At 55.1% G+C, this 19,629-nt stretch carries 13 protein-coding genes, 1 tRNA gene, 1 pseudogene and 1 riboswitch; of the genes and pseudogenes, 7 read left to right on the top strand and 8 right to left on the bottom strand.

Annotated features, from left to right (window positions below; genetic code table 11):
* Positions 1-295: 295 nt before the first annotated feature.
* The 3 genes from MKY96_RS26495 to MKY96_RS26485 are packed head-to-tail and all read right to left on the bottom strand — an operon-like array spanning position 296 to position 2,631.
* On the bottom strand, positions 296-448 hold the full coding sequence (locus tag MKY96_RS26495; protein WP_340945051.1) for a hypothetical protein: 153 nt from the start codon (positions 446-448) through the stop codon (positions 296-298).
* Positions 449-1,729 (bottom strand): MFS transporter, encoded by a 1,281-nt coding sequence (locus tag MKY96_RS26490; protein ID WP_340945048.1) that lies wholly within the window; start codon positions 1,727-1,729, stop codon positions 449-451. It lies immediately after the preceding gene.
* Positions 1,726-2,631: an ArsR/SmtB family transcription factor gene (locus tag MKY96_RS26485; RefSeq protein ID WP_340945046.1), complete on the bottom strand. Its 906-nt coding sequence runs from the start codon at positions 2,629-2,631 to the stop codon at positions 1,726-1,728. Before MKY96_RS26485 ends, MKY96_RS26490 begins: the two co-directional genes overlap by 4 nt.
* Positions 2,632-2,800: 169 nt before the next feature.
* Here MKY96_RS26485 and MKY96_RS26480 point away from each other — a divergent pair, with 169 nt between their 5' ends.
* Positions 2,801-3,406, top strand: coding sequence for an RNA polymerase sigma factor (locus tag MKY96_RS26480; RefSeq protein WP_340945045.1), 606 nt, complete (start codon positions 2,801-2,803; stop codon positions 3,404-3,406).
* The gene (locus MKY96_RS26475; protein WP_340945043.1) at positions 3,393-4,568 is read left to right on the top strand and encodes a DUF4179 domain-containing protein; all 1,176 of its coding nucleotides are present in this window, start codon (positions 3,393-3,395) and stop codon (positions 4,566-4,568) included. Before MKY96_RS26480 ends, MKY96_RS26475 begins: the two co-directional genes overlap by 14 nt.
* A 187-nt stretch (positions 4,569-4,755) precedes the next feature.
* Here MKY96_RS26475 and MKY96_RS26470 read toward each other — a convergent pair whose 3' ends face one another.
* Both MKY96_RS26470 and serS read right to left on the bottom strand, forming a co-directional pair.
* Complete coding sequence (locus MKY96_RS26470; protein ID WP_340945040.1) at positions 4,756-9,879, bottom strand: S-layer homology domain-containing protein; 5,124 nt, start codon at positions 9,877-9,879, stop codon at positions 4,756-4,758.
* A gap of 704 nt (positions 9,880-10,583) precedes the next feature.
* Positions 10,584-11,864 carry a serine--tRNA ligase gene (gene serS / locus MKY96_RS26465; RefSeq protein ID WP_340945039.1) on the bottom strand — a complete coding sequence of 427 codons (1,281 nt, stop codon included), beginning with the start codon at positions 11,862-11,864 and terminating at the stop codon, positions 10,584-10,586.
* A gap of 410 nt (positions 11,865-12,274) precedes the next feature.
* On the opposite strand from serS, the gene ssuE reads away from it, so the two are divergent.
* Complete coding sequence (gene ssuE, locus MKY96_RS26460; RefSeq protein ID WP_340945038.1) at positions 12,275-12,829, top strand: NADPH-dependent FMN reductase; 555 nt, start codon at positions 12,275-12,277, stop codon at positions 12,827-12,829.
* Positions 12,830-12,900: 71 nt separating this feature from the next.
* Here ssuE and nrdG read toward each other — a convergent pair whose 3' ends face one another.
* Positions 12,901-13,428: an anaerobic ribonucleoside-triphosphate reductase activating protein gene (nrdG, locus tag MKY96_RS26455; RefSeq protein WP_340945037.1), complete on the bottom strand. Its 528-nt coding sequence runs from the start codon at positions 13,426-13,428 to the stop codon at positions 12,901-12,903.
* Entirely contained in the window at positions 13,425-15,410 is a 1,986-nt protein-coding gene (locus tag MKY96_RS26450; RefSeq protein ID WP_340945035.1) for an anaerobic ribonucleoside triphosphate reductase, read from the bottom strand. Before MKY96_RS26450 ends, nrdG begins: the two co-directional genes overlap by 4 nt.
* 309 nt (positions 15,411-15,719) lie before the next feature.
* A riboswitch (cobalamin riboswitch) is annotated at positions 15,720-15,950 on the bottom strand.
* Positions 15,951-16,290: 340 nt separating this feature from the next.
* Between MKY96_RS26450 and MKY96_RS26445 the strand changes: the two are divergent.
* The 4 genes and pseudogenes from MKY96_RS26445 (at position 16,291) to MKY96_RS26430 (ending at position 18,882) form a co-directional block, all read left to right on the top strand.
* Positions 16,291-16,598, top strand: a pseudogene (locus MKY96_RS26445) (MTH1187 family thiamine-binding protein).
* A gap of 48 nt (positions 16,599-16,646) precedes the next feature.
* Complete coding sequence (locus MKY96_RS26440) at positions 16,647-17,426, top strand: sugar phosphate isomerase/epimerase family protein (RefSeq protein WP_340945034.1); 780 nt, start codon at positions 16,647-16,649, stop codon at positions 17,424-17,426.
* A gap of 87 nt (positions 17,427-17,513) precedes the next feature.
* A tRNA-Thr gene (locus tag MKY96_RS26435) sits at positions 17,514-17,585 on the top strand.
* Positions 17,586-17,778: 193 nt separating this feature from the next.
* Positions 17,779-18,882: a hypothetical protein gene (locus MKY96_RS26430; RefSeq protein WP_340945033.1), complete on the top strand. Its 1,104-nt coding sequence runs from the start codon at positions 17,779-17,781 to the stop codon at positions 18,880-18,882.
* Here the strand turns inward: MKY96_RS26430 and MKY96_RS26425 are convergent.
* Positions 18,861-19,613 carry a YukJ family protein gene (locus MKY96_RS26425; protein ID WP_340945031.1) on the bottom strand — a complete coding sequence of 251 codons (753 nt, stop codon included), beginning with the start codon at positions 19,611-19,613 and terminating at the stop codon, positions 18,861-18,863. The two genes, MKY96_RS26430 and MKY96_RS26425, sit on opposite strands and share 22 nt — an antisense overlap.
* Positions 19,614-19,629: the final 16 nt, after the last annotated feature.

Below are 19,629 nucleotides of genomic sequence, written 5' to 3'. Positions count from 1 at the left end.
GCGCAGAAATCCTGCACGAAATGCAACAATCCAGCTCCCGTTAGCCCCGAATCTCCTAAATTCCTGCAAATGTTGCAACAATGTGCCACAGCCAGTAACAAATTAGAAAAAATCCTGCATAATGTGCAACACTGGGGCTCGTTGGGAGTGGCGTGTGCGGAAATGCAACACTGCGGCTCGATAGGAACGACCTGTGCGGACATCCTGCACGAAATGCAACAATCCAGCTCCCACTCGCCCCGAATCGCCTAAATTCCTGCAAAAGTTGCAACACTGAGCCACATACAGTAACAAATTAGGAAAAATATTGCATAATATGCAACAATGCAGCTCGATAGGGGCTGCTTGCGCGGAAATGCTGCACGAAATGCAACACTGCGGCTCGATAGGAACGACCTGCGCGGACATCCTGCATGAAATGCAACGCTGCCAGCTCCTTGAGGTCCATCTACATGGAGATCTTGCCCGTCAATGCAGCCTCCTGGCGCTGGCGGGCCCGCTGCTCCAGCACAGACAGGTCGCCGTCCAGCGCTTTCAGGCCGGGCAGGCGCAAGGCCACTCCGGCGTATAGCGCCGGAAGCAGGCCTGCGGCAAGCAAAAGAACAGGAACCCCATACAGCTCGGCGACCGTACCGGCTGCAAGGGCGCCAATCGGCGACAGGCTCCCGCCAATCAGGAAGCGGACCGAATTCACCCGGCCTTGAAGCTGACCGGGTACGAGCCGCCCGTGCAGGGAGGAGCTTAGGGAACTGAAGAACGGCCCCATCAGTCCGGCGGCGAATACGGCGAACAAGGCGAAGGCATAGCTGGGGATGAAGCCCCACAGCATGGTGACGATGCCTGACAAGCCCAGGCTGCCCAGCATGACAGCGCGCCGCCGCTTAATCTCGCCCATGATGGAGATGACCCCGAGTCCGGCGAGGTACCCAAGCGCAGAAGCTGTAGACAGCGTACCTACAGCCGCCGCATTGCGGTGCAGCACCTCGCGGACATAAGGGACCATCATCGTCCATATGGCTGTGGAGCTAAGATTACTGACGGCAGCCATCATCATGATCGTCAGCATGGCGGGGAACCGCCGGTAGAATGAGAAGCCTTCGGCCACCTCCCGCAGATAGCCGGATCTGGAGGCGGCAGCGGCAGGCGGACCGGCGGGCTTGCCCATCCGGGGCAGCCACAGCAGCATGGCAATCGCAGCCATGTAACAGACGGCGTTGACCCCGAGTGCAGGCAAGGCGCCGCTGGCTGCGGTCAGGATGCCGGCAAGGGCCGGTCCGAGCAGCGCGGCGGCACCCTTGCAGCCGTCAATGATGGCGAAGGCGCGCATCAGCTTGCCGGTCCCGGCAACGCCGGGGATGACGGCCATGGCCGTCGGCAGGAACAGCGCGGAGCAGGCGCCGCTCAGGCTGGCAGCAGCGAACAGCTGCCAGAGCTGGAGATGCCCGGCGAGGCCCATGCCGAGCGGAAGCAGGAGCGCCAGCAGCCGAAGCACGGCGAGGCAGGCCATGAACCGCACGCGGGGCAGCCGGTCGGATAGCGGCGAGCCGAGCAGGCGCAGCACCTGCTCGGGAATCATGGAGCTGAGTGCAAGCGCCCCCATCGCCACCTTGGAGCCAGTCAGGTCATAGACCAGCCACTCCATGGCCAGCAGCCCAAAGGCATCGCCGAAGGCGCTGAGTGAAACCGTGGATAACAATCCGTAATAGCTCCGTTTCTGCAACCCGCTCACCCCTTCAGATAGTCCTCAATATGTCCGGGCAGATCGTCCAGCGCCTCCAGCCGCAGGCTGTAGGAGACACTTTTGCCGCTGGTGTGAACGATGACCAGACCTGCTGCGCGCAGCGCGATCAGGTGGTAGTGGATCGTGCTTTTGGACAGCTGGACTGCCTTCACAATCTCCGTGAAATTCATCTGACGTCCGGTAAGCTGCCGGAGAATGAACAGCCGGGTCTCATCCGACAATGCCCGGGTAAGCCGCAGGATCGCGGCAGCAGGACGTCCTTCTCCGGGAGGGAGTGCATCGCAGGAGTAGCTGGTGAACACAAACTCATCATATTGAGAGGAGATGACCAGCGGACGGGCATGATATTGCGGAGTGATAATAACCTGCTTCAGCGTCTCCGACGGATAGAGCCGCATCCCTTCGGTAGCTGCCTCGTAGATGGCCATATCATTCGTGCCGTCCAGCATCGCTGCCCGTGCTTCGGCCTCCTGCCGCAGCCCTTCCATAATGGCCGGTTCAATGCTGCTGAAATAGCTGTCATTCCATACCCGGATCACTTCAGCCGCAGCATCACGCAGCCCGGCAAGATTCGCAGGCACACTCTGCCCGAACTGCCCTGCAATGTCGTAGAGCTCCCCCGGAGACAGCGCTTCGAACCAATGCAGGAACTCCGCCGCCGTACGCTCTCCGGGACAGCTCCAGATGTAGGGGGAGAGACTGAAATTATCGGTGAGCTTCAGCACTTCCTTCATGCGCTGGAGCATGACAGGGGCAAACTGCGTCTGGACCTGGCGGACCCAGGAGGTCCCGGCATCCATAGCCGTATGATTTTGCTTGCCGATAAAAGCGTTCAGGCTGGTAATGCATTCATAGACAGGCGCGAAGTCCACGGTTACTTTATAATTCATAAGAAATTCCTGCTTTCTGGTGTAGTTGAGATAATTGTTCTATAAACATAGAACTTATATTTGTTTTATTATAAACGAACTTTTTGGGTTTGGGAAATGATTCTTTTTGGTGGGTCTGTCACAAAACACAGCCTTTTGCAGTTATACAGGCAGAGAGGAGAGAGAAGCTGTGGATAAAGCGGAAATCAGCGGTTCGGATAACCGGACAGAGCAGGGGGCGGAGCCGAAGCTGGCAGTGGAGCAGACGGTAAAGCAAGTCCAGCAGGGGGATGTACAGGCATACACCCTGATCATTAGACATTTTCAGCGGCCGATCTACTTGTACTGCTACTACTTACTGGGAAACCGGGAAGAGGCTGAGGATGCGGCGCAGGATATTTTTATCAGGGCATTAACGCGGCTGCAGCAATATTCGGAGGAAGTTTCTTTCTCGGCTTGGCTGTACACCATTGCGCGCAACCATTGTCTCGACCGGATTAAGCGCAGGAATAAGAGCTTCAAGCTGCTCAGTCTCTACAGGCAACATCAACACCAGGAGGAAGAGCAGGCCGGAGATACAAGATATACAGAGATTGTCCACGGTCTGCTTGAGAAGTTAAATATGGAGGAGCGGCAGATTCTGCTGCTGCGGGCGCTTGAGGAGCATAGCTTCGAAGAGATCGGGATCATGATGGACATGAAGGCCGGGACGGTCCGCAAAAAATATGAACGGCTGCGCAAAAAGCTAGGACGCCGTCAGAATAGTGGAGGGAGAATCACCCATGAACCAAGTTAAACGGGAGGAAGCCGAACTGGAACGGATTGGACGCATGATCCGGGAGACCCCGGTTCAGATTGATCTGGAGGAACGCATCATGCGCCGGGCGCTTAGCGGGCGACTGTCAGGCGTGAAGGCAGAGCCTAGAAGGCTAAGAAGAACAGGCCGGATGCTGCGGAAAAGTGCGGGGATCGCAGCGGCTGTCCTCCTGGTTACCCTGCTGATTGCAAGCACTGAATGGATCTCTCCTACGCTGGCGGCATCCATTAAGCAAATACCGGGGATGAACTCGATCTTCCGGCTTGCCGGGGATCTGGGGCTGCGGAATGCAGATGAGCAGGGGCTCGCAGCAGTACCGGAGCGTAGCGATACCCACGGCGGGTTAACGCTCAAGGTGTCTGAGGTGATGTACGACGGAATTCGCGTGACCCTTGGGATAGAGCGCCATACGGATGTAGAGAAGCTGCAGCAGGGCGATATCAGCGACCTGATGACAGATATCAAGCTGTCGGTGGACGGTGAGGATATTAACACCTATGGTCCGCTTGGCGGCACCGGCGGCGGTTCCTTCGGTCCGTTCCTGCTGCGCGGGAAGGATGCCGATTCCAGGATCATTCAGTTCACGGATTTGCAGAATCAGGGCGGGCGCGCCTTCCCGGATACCTTCGATCTGACGATGGCTGTTGATATCCAGGGCATCGCGGAGCCTTTTGAAATCACGCTGCCTGTGGTCAAGAAGACCTATCGTAACAGTATTGCGGAGCCCATTGTCCGCAGCGTCTCCGGCATGACCTTCACGCTGGAGACGCTGGAGCTTACGCCGATTACTACAAGACTCACCACACGGATTGAACGGCCTGCGGGGCAGCCCGTCGATGCAGTGAAGGACTTCTTGGGCTATGATCTTATAGATGATGAGGGCAACGTATTGCAGGAGATTAACGGGGGTACCGGCTGGAGTGCCTCGGGAGGAACTGCTCTGCTGTCAGCAGCCCTATTCGAACCGCTGGTGCATCCGGGCGGACGGCTCACGGTCAAGCCCTTCCGTACACTGTCCATCAACAAGGATGGAGTACGGGAGAAGGAGTATATCCCCGAATTCGAAGTGACTGTGCCGGTATCAGTGCCAGTACCAGTACCAGTACCAGTACCAGTACCATTGCCGATAACGGAGAAGTAATCTTATGCTTCACAAAATAACCCCACAAAGTGGAGTTCCAGCTTCGAAGATGACTCAGGTACTTTGCGGGAACCCCAAAATATAAAAATTCTTATCTATCAAAAAAGGCGGTTCCCGCAGCGCATCATGCGCCTTGGGAACCGCCTTTACTGATTTAAAGCTTGTATAACGCTGTAGCGTGCGTGCGTTAGTTAATGAATTGCAGCGACTTCAAGGTCTTCTCCAGCATCGTAGCCGCTTCCGCACGGGTAGCCAGCTTCGCCGGAGCGAACGCACCATCAGGGGTACCCTGGATGATGCCTGCGGCGGCGATCTCTGCTACCGCTGCTCTGGACCAGGCCGGGATGCTTGAGGCATCGCGGAATTTAGCCAGTACAGCCGGATCGGCCGTCAGGGTCTTGCCGGTGTATTTCATGGCTTTGGACAGGACGGCTGCCATCTCCTGCCGGGTAATTGGACTGCCCGGCTTGAAGCTGCCATCCGTATATCCGGTAATCAGACCTGCGGCTGAGGCTGTCTGTACGGCATCCGTGTACCATGCTCCAGCACGGACGTCACTGAAGGACGTTCCTGTTGCTGCCGGGGCAAGGCCCAGGGAACGGGTAATCAGTGCCGCGAACTCTGCCCGTGTTATGGACTGGGCAGGCGAGAAAGCGGCGGCGCTGGTGCCGGTAATCACCAGCTTCGAGGCCAGCAGTTCAATGGCGGATTGTGCCCAGTGCCCGGTAGTGTCACCGAAGGTCTTGGACGACTTCACCACAGTATAATAGCTGTTGCTGTTGCGCTTAAGCGTTACTTCCGTATGCCCGTCTGCCGGATTACCAAAGACCGAAGGCACGAAGGACAGCTTGCCTGTGGCCGGGTCAAAGGCAACACCGGTCGCACCCTTGGCATCAAGTGCCCCTGTGGCCGTGAGGGTCCGCTTCACATAAGTGCTGCCGAAGCTGTTCAGAGGTACGCTCTTGCCGCCGGCCTGGGCAGTGATGCTGAATTCAATCACGGGCGCCGCCACAGTAACACTGCCGGCATGCACTGCGATAGCCTTGTTCAGGCTGTCAAGTATAGCGTTACCCGCCTGAAGCAGAGAGACGGTAACCGTGAATTCACTGGTGCCAAGCTGGGCGGCTAGAGCCGTTCCGTTAATAAGACTCAGCGGCAGGGAATAGGAAGCGCCGCCGGTAGAGATGAAGGTCAACACTGTGTTCGGATGTGCCGCCGCCTGCTGCACTAGCACGCTGCCTGGCAGCACAGCCTGGGCGCCGCCTGCTGAAGCCGTGAGCGGGAGCTTCAGCTCATTAGTACCGGCAGGCAAGGCTGCAAACTGAGCGGTAAGCACCGCTGCTGTAAACGTGGTAATCTGCGGCGCTGCTGCACTTGAAGCCGGAGTCGGACTTGGTGCAGGCGTTGCTGTAGGCGTCACTCCTCCGGAGCCTCCCGGATTAGATCCGCCCGGATTGGTGGTTGGTGCTGGTGTTGTAGTCGGACTTGGGTTTGGAGCGGCACCCTTCAGATCGGTGATCCGTCCTTCAACGCTGGAGGTCACCTGAAGGTGTTTCTTCAGATAGGCCAGCAGAACTTCGAAGTCGGGAAGACCCAGCTCGTAATAACGTCCGTCTGCCTTGGCTGAGGCCAGTGCACGGTAGAAATCCCCGCCGCCTGCCATGAAGGAATTCGTAGACAGAATATAATAGCCTGCCGGATCAATCGGCAGGTAAGACCCGTCTGCCTGTTTGATTTCAACGGAGATTATGCGTTCTCCCGCTTGCGTGACCTTGCCGGTTAATGAATCTATAATCTCCGGCTTCTTGGTAGAGTCATATGTGTATTTCATCCCCGAGACATGGGCGAAACGTCCCTGGTCGGATTCCAGGCCGCTGACTGCGTTCTCCAGGGAGGAGATAATTTCTGCGCCGGTGACCTTCAGGGCTGCCAGACTGTTATTGAATGGGAGTGTGGTCAACACCTCACCCATCGTAATATCGCCCTTGTCAATTGCTGCACGAATGCCTCCGCCGTTCTGGATGGCGACGACCCCTTTGATCGTACTCTGGTCCTCCTTGGAGACGAAGTTAGGCATTAGCTCGGTTACTTTCTCCGCAATACTGTCAGCAATCATGTTGCCGATTGGCGTCTCTTCCTTACGCACTACGCGGACGGATTTCCCGTCAATGTCGCGGTTGGTGTAGAGGTCAACGTTCGAGTAACCTACCACCTGGCTTCGAACCGTTTCTAGTTCGGCATCGTATGGGGCAAGAATTTTTTTGGCAGCAGCATCTTCACCGAACAGGTTAACATCCAGCAATTTACCTTGGTATGCCTTAACCTCACCGTTCTTATCGAAGGTAACGTCAAGCTCACCGAGGAACTGGCTGTACTCGCCGGTCTGTACAATCAGGACCTTCTTGTCCGTCCCTGCAATCACCACAGGAGTTGGCGGGTTGTCGATCTTCGTGTGGGAATGTCCGCCGACAATGATGTCGATCCCCGGAACGGCCTTGGCCAGCTCCTGATCCACGGTGTACCCCAGATGGGTGACGGCGATAATCTTGTTGATACCCTGGGCTTCAAGCGCCTGGACGGTCCGCTTCGCGCTTTCTATATGATCTTTGAAAATAATCTTGTCACCGGGAGATGCGAGGCCTACAGTATCCTCAGTCGTCAAGCCGAAGACTCCGATCTTCTCTCCATATACGTCCTTGATGACGGAAGGATAGATATGACCGTCTTTGGCGGTACTTTTGGACTCATCGGTCTCCAGAATACCAGTCACCTCATGATACAGGTCGGCAAGCTCACTGTTCTTCGTAGTGAAATCAATATTGGAGCTGGCAAAAGGGAACTTGGCTGCCGTCACGAAATTCCGCAGAATTTCCGGATTCTCCTTATTCATATCAAACTCATGATTGCCGAAGGTCATCGCATCATAACCGATATGATTCATGAACTTGATGTCTGCCTGACCCTTGAACTGGTTGAAATACAGAGTTCCGGAGAAGACGTCACCCGCATCCAGCAGCACCGTATTGCCTGTCCGTTCGCTGCTGATGGCTGAGGTCCGCTTGGTGATATTCTCCAGATGGCTATGGGTATCGTTCGTATGCAGGACGCGCAGATTGAAATCTGCCCCGCCGAAGTCAATCTGTGCGAGCAGCGGATCATGGTCACTGATCCGGATGCCGTCTGCATCAGATACAGTACCTTGCGGATAATCTCCCGGATCTGCGTAATCGGCATTAATATGCACGATATCAAGCTTGCTGGCAGAAGCCAGCCGGTTATTGACGAGGATATGATCCAGCGTCTGGGAGTTGCCCTGGAAGTTGTAGGAATACCGTTCATTCAGCGGCAGGGTATTTACAAGATTCGTAAGTGCGCTGCCCTTGAGGATATTCAGCGTGTCTGAGAACTGGAAGTCATTCAGATCACCGAGCACGACAAGATTTGCCGCCGGGTTCTTCTGAAGCACATCCTCAGCGAAGCTGCCTACCACCATGGCGATCTTGGCCCGCTGAACTTCAGTCGAGAAGACCGGAGGTTGTACGGAACCGAACAGATAGTTGTCACTGCTCTTGGAGTTGAAGTGATTGGCAATCACGATGATTTCTTTGCCTCCGAAGATGAACTCGGCAGCCAGCGGCTTGCGCGACTCCTTGAAGGCTTCATTGCCGGGATCAATGCGGCCCGGATTCAGGCTGAGGCCGGAACCGGCGGTATAGCTTACAGCGTCAGTAGCATTACCAGGTGTGCCTTGCTTCAGCGAGACGCGGTTCATATTGTACAGGAAGCCGGAGCGGATATTGCCGTCCGGAACGCCGCCATCCTGGTTGTTCAGCGGTGCGATATCCGTGTAACCATAGTTAGATGCACCGCCGTCAACAGCTGCAATGGCAGCAATTAGCGCTGTGTAGCTCTCGCTGGCATCCGTTCCGCCTTTGCCGGTTCCATCATTATCCTGCACTTCTGTCAGGCCGATAATATCGGGTGTTTTGAGATTGACCACGATATCTTTGGCGACATTGGCGATTTTGGCGGGATCATTATGCTGGGAGAAGTTCTCAATGTTAAAAGAAGCGATATTCAGCTTATCCGCATCTCCCGGGGAGAGCGAAGTCACTTCTCTCTTCAGCTTGCTTGGGGAGACATCCGGCAGGCCGTCTGTTTCCGTAGAAATCAGGAATTTGCCGTAATCATAGGTCAGAATACCGGTGACATTGCCCAGGAATTGTTGGCCTGTAGTGAGTACCGGAGCGGTCTTCACAGAGAGTATGAGGCGCTGCGGGTTAAAGTCGGCACCCGTCAGTACCAGCCCGCCGGCAGGGGAAGTCACTTCAGTCGTGTTGCCCGTACCGTTGACGGTCACCACTGGGATTTCAAAAGTACTGCTGGAAGCATAGTAGACTGCCGGGCCCACAGTGGTCGGCTTGGCAATCTCCAGCCGCATGCCTTCCAGACTCTCATAGAAGTCTATGGCATCGGTGGCCGGCTCGAACTTGGCCGGATTCAGACCATCATCATCGATCACGGCTGTTGGGATGAGGCGTCCGCCAGTGCCCAGCAGGGTTGGGGCCGGAAGCGGATTACCGCTGCTGATAACCGTTGTCTGGGTGGCAGTGATCTGTGTAGTGGATAGCTGCCCAGAGCGGCCAAATTCCTTGACTACTCCGTCTACCGTTACAGCATCGCCTGGTTTAACGGCGCTGCTTTTTCCTTTTTGATAGATTTGGATGGCCTCTGAGGTCTTGATATCCGTATCCATATCAGCGGCTGCAGACTGAATGTAGAAGCTGTCCGCATCCTTGATGTAGGTAACAATTCCCTTGATATCGGTGACCACTTTGTCCGCGTAAGGGGAGGTATGTCCAGCGCCCTGAATCTGGTTAATCTTCAGACCTGCCAGTGCAGGGGCGACGCTGTATTCAAAAGTGGAGGTTGGACCTTTCTCAGAATCGGGTAATAAGGCATAGGCTGTAATCTTAAGCGAGGTAATACCGGAATGAACGATGATTGGGGCAGTATACAATTGGTCTGCCACTTCTGGGGTAGCACTCTTGTTAGCGTAGACACTGTAATACACACTTGCGGTTACCGGGGTGCTTAGGGTAATGGTTGAGCCTGTGCCAATCTTAGTACCCGAAGCGGGAGATGCAGTAACGGGGGGCGCTTGGGTCGCTACAGCAGTGTCGGCTGCTATAATCGGCTCTGCTGAGGCCGTCCCTGAGCCTCCTGATAATGCTGGGAACATCCCGGTTAATAGCAATGCTACCGCCAGGAATAGACTGAGCGGCTTCCTGCATTGTGAAGAAAGTTTCATGTGAGTATACCTCCCCATAAAATATCATTCGTACTCTATTATAATAGAGATAATATGAATCTAGCGCAATTTTTCGGCAATATTTGTTAAACTTGCATAAATCCATGGTTGGAAATGCATGAAATATATAAAACTTTACTATGTTTATACGAAATTCGTTATGTTTTCTGAAAATCATGTAAACTACATGTTATTTATATGCTAAAACAGCGTTCCTCTCCTGAGTGTGGGGGAACGCTGTTCCACTTTCCCCTCAACGCCTTCGGTGCGCTAAAAACCGATAATAATGTGCTGGCGGGAGGGTGCGGGGCAAGTGGGCCGGATATATGTGAAAAACAATATACAATGGGCCTGTGCGGGGGTGATCGGACCGAATGTATGCGAAAAATAGTATACAATGGGGCTGTGCGGAGGCGAGCGGACTGGATGTATGCGGAAAACAGTATACAACGGAGCTGTGCGAGGTCGAGCGGGCGAATGTATGCGAAAAACAGTATACAATGGGGCTGTGCGGGGGCGAGCGGGTGAATGTATGCGAAAAACCACTTACAATGTGTTAGCGGGAGGGTGCGTAGGACGGGTGAAGCTCAGGTAAGGGCAAAAATCAGGGGCAGTATTGCCCCTGAATGTCCCCGAATGCTCTGAATGTCCCCCGAATGCCCCAGAAGTGGGCGGATGAGTAGCCGGTGGTGGTTAAGGAAAGGTTACTTGAGTTCAATCCGCTCCGCCCCGCCCATATAAGGCCGCAGTGCCTGCGGGATATAGATCGATCCGTCCTCCTGCTGGTGATTCTCCAGCAGCGGAATCAGAATGCGCGGCGTGGCGACGGCTGTGTTGTTCAGGGTATGGCAGTATTGCAGCCGCCCGTCTTCATCACGGTAGCGGATGCCCGAGCGGCGGGCCTGGAAGTCGAGCAGATTGGAAGCCGAGTGGGTCTCCCCGTAGGCTTCTCTGCCCGGCATCCAGGTCTCGATGTCATACTGCTTGTGGGTCTTCATCGCCATGTCTCCGCTACAGACGGCGACTACCCGGTAGGGCAGCTCCAGTAGCTGGAGAATATGCTCGGCATTGCCGAGAATCTCCTGGAGCATCTGCTCCGATTCTGCCGGATCGTTCTTGCACATGACCACCTGCTCGATCTTCGAGAACTGGTGGACCCGGTACAGCCCGCGCACATCGCGCCCGGCCGAGCCGACCTCGCGGCGGAAGCAGGCCGACATCCCGGCCAGCCGCAGCGGCTGATCCAGCTCTAGAATCTCATCGCTGTACAGCGAGACCAGCGACACCTCCGAGGTCCCGGCCAGCCAGCGCTTCTCGCCCGTCAGCTCGTAGGTCTGATCCATGCCGCCGGGGAAGAAGCCGGTCCGCTCCAGCGCCTCCGGCCGGACGATCACGGGCACATCCAGCGCGGTGAAGCCGCGCTGCATCAGCACATCGAGGGCCAGCCGCTGCACCGCAAGATGCAGCAGCAGCCCGGCCCCCTTCAGCACATAGCTGCGGGGCCCTCCGGCTTTGACGCCGCGCGGAAGGTCGATGATGTCGTGCAGCTCTCCGAGCTCGACATGGTCCCGCGCGCGGAACCCGAAGACCGGCGGCGCGCCATGCCGCCGCAGCTCCACATTCGCGCGCTCATCCGGCCCGATCGGCGTATCCGCCGACACGGGATTCGGCGCTTCCAGCAGCAGCTCGCCGCAGCGCTGCTCCGCATCCAGAAGCTCCGCCTCCAGCAGAGTCAGCTGGCCGTTGATCACCCGCACCTGCTCCTTGGCCAGCTCGCCACCCGAAACGTCGCCCCCGCGCAGCAGGCGCTCGACCTCCTTCGTCAGCGCGTTGCGCTCCGCGCGCCGCTGCTCCGTCTCCCGGCGGGCCAGCCGCCGCCGGTCATCCCACTCCAGAAGTTCCTCCAGGGGGAACTTCAATCTTTTCCATTCGGCTGTCTTCCGTACAATGTCCTCATTCTCCCTGATCCAGTTCATATCCAGCATCTGCATCCGCTCCTTAAGTGTGGGTAAAAAAACGCAAAAAACGCCCTCATCCATGGGACGAGGAGCGTCAGCTCGCGGTGCCACCCAGGTTGACCTCATTCGCGTACAGCAGCTATGCAGCGCGCGGAATCAGGCCCTCTTTGGTCTTCGCGGTAACGGGCGAAACCCGGTAAACTTAGGGAACAGGAAGCTGCTCCGGTCGCAGACGCCTCGCGGTTGGATGCCGGTCGTTGGCCTGGTCGGGATATAGGTTTGCCGTTTATTATAACCAGAGCGGCAGCGGTTTGCAAGCATAAGAGGGGTTTGACAATATTCCTTGTACTCTGCTAGGATTATTACTAATTTAAAGTATTGATGCCCGGCGAAGCAGCCCGGTTTATCCTAATCATGCGGACGGAAGAGGTGCGGAAATGGCCAAAATAGTCGTAATTAACGGAACACCCTCGCTGGTCTCACGGATCAATGCCGTGATTGAGTATGCAGAGAATGACCTGCGGGAGCGCGGATTTGAAGTGGAGCGGATCAATGTGGCGGAGCTGCCTGCGGAGGATCTGATCCATACGAAATTCGAGAGCGAAGCCATTGTCAAGGCGAATGGGCTCGTAGCGGAAGCTGATGCGGTAATCGTAGTCAGTCCGGTATATAAGGCTTCTTACACGGGAGTGCTGAAGACCTTCCTGGATCTGGTGCCGCAAAAAGGGCTGGCCGGCAAAATCGTGCTGCCGCTCTTCATGGGCGGAAGCCTCGCGCATCTGCTGGCGATTGACTATGCGCTGAAGCCGGTACTGTCCGTGCTGGGTGCCCGCTACATTCTTGGCGGCGTCTACGCCGTAGACTCGCAGGCGGTGCGTAACGACCAGGGCGTAGTTGAGCTGGCCGAAGAGCTGAAGCTGCGTCTGGACAGCGTGCTGGAGGAGCTGGCAGAGGAGACGGAGCATAAGGTGGCACGTAAGGCAGGGCAATAAGTCGTACCCGCTCCGAACCAATAAAAGGCACTAAACCACCCGGTAGCGGGAGTCTAGTGCCTTTGTTATTTTTATACCCCTTGAAAGCTCAGCTCCGGCTCCCACAGAACAACCCTATCTCCCGCCAGACTCGCAGGAATATCGATGATCCGTTGGTTGCTGCTTCCCCGGTAAGAGAGGGTAAGGTCTTTGAGCGCTTCGACAAACCGTCCGTCGATCACGACCTGGCACAAGGCCAGCAGGTTCCATTCCGCAGAGCCCGGGGAAGCCGTAAGCTCCTCGTACGTATAGCCGGTATAGATCCAGATTGGGAAGCCCGGCAGCTCGGCGCGCAGCTCGTGAATGAAGTCTGCAGCCTCCTCAGCCGAGAAAAAAGGGTCCCCGCCCGCCAGCGTCAAGCCGTCCAGCAGCGGATTGCCTGCAATCTCTTCTATGATCTCCCGCCGCCGCTCCGGGGTGAAGACTTCCCCGAAGTTAAAGTTCCAGGTCTTCGGGTTGAAGCAGCCCGGACAGCGGTGGCGGCAGCCGCTGAAGAAGAGGACGGCCCGCAGGCCTTCCCCTTCATTGATCGACTCCGGGTAATATCCGCAGATGTTCATAGATGCTTAACACGGTCCCGGACTTCGGCCTGCTTGGCAGCATTGAAGCGGGTCTGATAGTCACCGGTCAGATACCCGGTAACCCGGCGCAGACGGCGGATATGGGTGGTATCCTCATGGGCATTGCAGGTCGGGCAATTCGTGCCGATGACCCCTTCATAGCCGCAGCCGGAGCAGCGGTCAATCGGATGGTTAATGCTGAAGTAGCTGATATCCTGCTCCAGCGCATATTTGATGATTTTGACAAAGGCTGCAGGGTTGCTCCGGGCATTACCGTTCAGCTCGACATAGGAGATCGCTCCGGCGTTGCAATATTCATGGAACGGGGCTTCCAGGCTGATCTTCTTGGCTGCGCTCAGTTCATGGTAGACCGGAATGTGGAACGAGTTCGTATAATATTCACGGTCGGTTACCCCAGGGATAGAGCCTAGCACCTTGCGGTCGATCTTCGTGAACTTGCCGGATAGACCTTCGGCCGGTGTTGCAAACAAGGTGATGTTGAGGTTAAGCTCCTCGCTCTTGCGGTCGCAATATTCACGCATGTGGCGGACGATGGCTACAGCCTTAGCATGGATGTCCATATCTTCGCCGTGGTGCTTGCCGTACATGGCCTTCATGCATTCCGCCATCCCGATGAAGCCCAGTGACAGACTGCCGTGCTTCAACAGTTCGCCTACGCTGTCATCAGGGGCAAGCTGCTCGCCGCCCTCCCAGACGCCTTCCCGCATCATGAAATCGGAGGCCTTGGCCTTCTGGGAAGCCTGAATACGGAAGCGGTGCAGCAGGCCGTCCAGCGCAATATCCATATAGTGATTCAGGTCGTCGAAGAACCCTTCTTCATCAGCAGCGAGGCGGCGGCCGGTTATCGTGCCGTGGGCCAGTCCAAGACGCACCAGGTTGAGCGTGTTGAAGGACAAGTTGCCTTTGCCGGAGCAATGGTTGCGTCCGAAGCGGTCGCCGAGCACACGGGTCCGGCAGCCCATCGTAGCGAACTCGGTATCCGGGTCGGCCGGATCGTAATACTGCATGTTCAGCGGAGCGTCCAGATTGGCGAAGTTCGGATACAATCTGCGCGCCGAGCACTCCGCTGCCTTCAGGAACAGCTCATAGTTAGGGTCACCCGGCTGCTGGTTGATACCTTGCTTGCATTTGAAGATCTGAATCGGGAACACCGGCGTCTCCCCGCTGCCCAGTCCATTCATCGTGGCCGTCAGCAGCGAGCTGATCACAAGCTGGCCCTCCGGGGAGGTGCAGGTGCCGTAGTTGATGCTGGTAAAAGGAATCTGGCCGCCGGAGCGGCTGGACATCGTATTCAGGTTATGTACCATACTCTCTGCGGCCTGCAGGGTCTCGCTCTGCGTCTCCTTCAGGGCAAAACGGAAGGCCCGCGGATACTGCTCAGCCAGATCGCTGCGGCTCATCGTAATCTCCCCAAGCTCCGAACCCTCTGCGTTCTCCTCGAAATACTCCAGACCTTTGCGGAAGAGCTTGGAGAAGGATTTGGTAACATAAGGGGCCAGATCATAATCCAGCTTGTTGGCGGACACACCGCCGTACTGCGCATTCTGCTGCGACTGGAAAATAATCGCCACCAGCGACATCGCCGTCATAATCGAGTTGGGAGGCCGTACGCTGCCGTTGCCGGTGTTGAAGCCTTCACGGAGAAGCCGTTCGAACGGGATGAAGATGCAGTTGGTAGTACCGATGGCGTATTGATCCAGGTCATGTACATAGACGACATTATCCAGGGTAGCCTGTACCAGCTGCGGCGGCATGGTGAAGTTGCGGGCATACCATTTGGAATATTCACTGCCGAACTTGCTCATTTTGCCGGAGAAGCTCTCCCCGTTCAGGTTGGCGTTCTCGCGCAGCAGATCCAGATCCCGGCTGTCGATAATATCCCGTCCCAGATGAATGACCTCTTCCAAAAGATCCTCCTGTGCAGCTTGTCCTTCGTTATAACGTTTCTCCAGCAGCGTCATTATATAACTCTCTCCTCTCGGGTATTGTAAGCGTTAAAAAAGCACCCCCGGCCGGGAAGGCCGGAAATGCCCGAATGCATGATGCAAAGATCCGGGAAACGGAAATTTGCCTGTGGTCTGGGTGGAACATACGAGCAGACACAAGGGCGATAGCTTACGCCCGTTCTTGTATATTCCGCAGAGCCGATACCTGAAAATAATCCCCGATCGTCCTCAGGTATCGGCAGCCTCTGACCCGAATGACGGAAGGCTAACTCTGCTATTGCAGGCCGCATACGGACACCTCCCCTGTTCCTCGCAGGAGTCTAAGCGGTGCCACCGAAACAGGCAGGTCTCCTGGCTTCCGGCAACTCCTCCGGCGCCTTCCCGGGGGGCTTATTCCGCCCCTTAGTGGCAATTAGCCGGAGAATGCGGCCCTGGGCATCGCACCCTGGGAGCATCCGGTTACAGTGGCGGGACCGCAGCGGTTTTGCACCGCGCTTCCCTATTAAGTCGCACCTCTATTACAAGAGGTGAAACACCCGTTTCTACTATATTTTGTTGTTATCTATTAAAACTACCGCAATATATTGTGTTTGTAAATGTTTTTTTGCAATCCCGCACGGGGAGCGGGTTCGGCGCTTTTACTCACAGCTGATCCACAGTTAGTCCACAGGTAATCCACAACTTTCCTCTGAATCTGCCGTGAATGTTTCATAAAATCTCCGAAAATACGCCACAAAGAATCCATAAATAGAGTGCGTCTAATCCTGGTAATCATTTTGACGGATATTAATAGAATAGAGAGGGTGCAGGTGATTTGTAGCAAGCCTGGCGAAGCGTTACAATAAAGAGGAAAAGTTAGAGGCAGGCACATCAGATCATTAGGAGGCAGTTCACAATGGCAATTGGCGAAGTGACCGTTGTTCCGGTTGGGACAGGCAGCACCAGTCTCAGCAGCTATGTGGCCGAGATGCAGCGCGTGCTGGAGACGGTGGAGGGCATTACCTATGAGCTTACTTCCATGGTACGATTATTGAGGGTCCGGTAGCGCGGATTCTGGCTGCGGTAGAAGCGCTGCATGAGTCGCCGTTCACCGCCGGGGCGCAGAGAGTCTCAACCTCGCTCAAGATCGATGACCGGCGCGACAAGACCTCGACCAGCCGCAGCAAGCTGGAATCCGTGGAGCGCAAGCTACAGGGGGAGTAGCGGGAATATAGTATCCAATCAGAAATGACGATAAGGAGCGGATTCTTCATGACAACAGCAGCACAGCAGATCGGAATTCAAATGTATACACTGCGCGACCAGACGGAGCGCGATTTCCTCGGCACACTGGCCAAGGTGGCAGAGATGGGATACCAGGCCGTTGAATTCGCCGGTTATTTCGGTGTATCTGCAGGGGAACTGCGCCGTAAGCTGGATGAACTCGGCCTGGCTGCTCCTTCGGCGCATGTAGGTCTGGACTTCAGAAGCCTGGATAAGATGGAACAGGCCTTAGCCAAAGAGATTGAATACGCGGTAGAGCTCGGACTGCAATATATAATCACCCCGTCGGCACCGCTTCCTCCGAACCCTACTATAGAGGATGTAACGAGGATCATTCCATTCCTGGAGAAAGCCTCCGAGATGGTCCGGGCAGCGGGAATGCAATATGGCTATCACAACCATGATTATGAATTCGCAAAAGTTGACGGCAAGGCGGTCATCGATATCTGGCTGGAGCGGATTCCTGCGGAGCAGATGCTGGCAGAGTTCGATCTGGGGTGGGTATACAGGGGCGGAGCCCGGCCCGTAGATTATGTGCAACGGTACGCCGGACGTGTTCCGCTGGTCCACATTAAGGATTTCGGAGCAGACAACGAAGAGACCGATCTCGGGAAGGGAGAGGTCGATTTCCGGAGCGTCTTCGAGATCGCGGAGCAGAGCGGAATTCTCTATTATATTGTGGAGCAGGAGGCCTATGAGGTATCTTCTCTTGAGAGCGCTAAGCTTGCACTGGATTATTTCCGCGGGCTGGGGCTGATGCAGGGCTGATGACACGGCAGCCAGCGGAAAAAGGGGTTGCGTTTTCCGCTGGAAGAGTTATAATATTTTTTGTTTGGCAGATGCAAACGTCTGTAAGCTGGTGTAGCTCAGGGGTAGAGCAACGCACTCGTAATGCGTAGGCCGGGGGTTCAATTCCCTTCACCAGCATCTTTACAAAGTCGATAGTGGCGCGGGTTTCCGGTTTTTTGGAACTGCGCCTTTTTTCTATGCAAGCATCAACATCTACCATTCTTCTAACCTTTAGTTAAGTAAAGTGGGGAGCATAGGGTTGGATGCTAGGAGGCAAGGATCTTATATGGGAAACCGGACATTCCTGAGTGTTACCAGTGCCGATACAGATTTGATTGATTATGAGAATACAGCTTTCGAGACGAATAATTTTCTCGCTCCAGTATGGTTTTGTCTGGTCAGCCAAGACCAGTTCCAGCGCTATAGCAGGCAGCTTATGCAAGCCTGGAGCAAGATTCAACCCCATATGAACCAACCGGATGTGGAGGATTTGCCTGAGTGGGAGCATTTCTCCGAGGCCTTCCAATGGCAGATTCCATGGGCGGATGCTGCAGAGCAATTGCGTCTGAGCTTACCCGGCACGCTGGCCCATTTCCCGGCGCTTTCCACTCCTGTACATGAGTGGCTGGTAACCTTATCGACCCATGTACAGCGTTATTCTACTGCCGTTATTCATCTGGAGCTTTCGCAATATTTCTCATTCACGGGCGATCCCGCCCTGTATCTAAAAGACATTCAAGAATACGTTACCCTCTGGCAGTCGCCGCATCCCTCGCAGGAGAAGGTCTGGCAGGGAGCAGCCGATAACGTCTATATGCTGAATGGGGAGCATTTGCCATGGAGAGAACGTAGGGCAGCTCAACCGGAGAAAGCTCTTGATATTCAGCCAGCACAGTCCATTCCTCCAGCATCCGGGAAGCTCCAGTCCAAATGGCGGCAGGAGATCTACATCTGGTTGCTTGCGATTCTATCCGCAGCCCTCTTTTTTACCGTCTATGTTAAGACCTCCAGTGGTTGGTTGGCGGTGCTCTGCTTCTTCATCCCCTCTCTGTGTATCGTTTTGTGGAATATAATTATCGGTCGTAAACGAACCTCCCGTCATCAGCTCGAAGCGGCTAGGACCTTGAAGAGGAACAGTCCCCCTTCTGATGCTGTGCTCAGAATTGAGTATTTCGCTGGGCATTCCCCTATTGGGGTGGATGGCATGGAGACCGGTCCTTCGGAGGATAAAGCGTTACCGGATCTTATCCCCTGGCTGCAAATCCTGCAAGCGAAGGTGCTCTCCTCTCATGAGGTTGAGCTCATCGTTTCTGCTAACCATTCACCAGTCGCTACCTTACAACTTCATTTGAAGCTGGATGAACAGCTGGATGCCAAGGATACCGTATCAGCGGTTAATGCGTTGGTGTTGGCTCATGACAAAGCATTGGTATGATTACATTCACTAACCGGCTTGGTGGCATCTCCCTGGTCGTTAGTACACCAGGATTGGGACTGGAAGGCCAGGAAGATAGCCACCCATCTGTGTTCATTCTCGAAATGAATAAGGACTCCGCCGTCTTGCCATGTGCCATTTTCTCTGGCGTACCCGCCCGCATTGCCTTGGTTCATATGAATATTATGGACGCCCTGCCCAGGGGAGAAGCCGAAGTATTTATCGGGCTTATCCTCTTCGGGTCCCCAAGGCTCGCCGAATACGTACAGGGTTGCATCCTGTTCCTGTGCCTCCTTGAGATAAGAGGTGATTTTATCATACAGATTGTTGTGCGGATCATTGTCTTCCTTGTCATCCTGGTTCGTATTAGGCAGAGCTACCATCTTACTGGGAATCACCAGGTTTCCCCTGATATAATCAAGGGCAAGGCTCCGGTTATGCCCGGTGATCTTCGTGAAGCCTGATTCAAGCGCGAGCCAACGGGCCGTTTCTTCCGCTTTGAAATCTTCGCCCACATAGTAAAGCACCTGATTTGCAGTGTCCTCCGGTAAATGTTCCGCTTTAGCGCTTGATCTGATATTGATAGCCACCCTGTACTTTTTATGAATAACACCTTCAACCTCAACCAGTACCTGGATATGATTATTTTTGACACCTAGCTTATATATGATATTCTCATTGGATAATTTGCATTTTAATACCCCGTACCCTTGATCTAATCCGTTACCCATAGTCCGTCAGTCCCCC

This window comes from Paenibacillus sp. FSL R7-0302 (genome assembly GCF_038006885.1).
Taxonomy (GTDB): Bacteria; Bacillota; Bacilli; order Paenibacillales; family Paenibacillaceae; genus Paenibacillus_AQ.
Note: the sequence above shows the minus strand (reverse complement) of the source record. Positions and strands in the feature narration are given on the sequence as shown.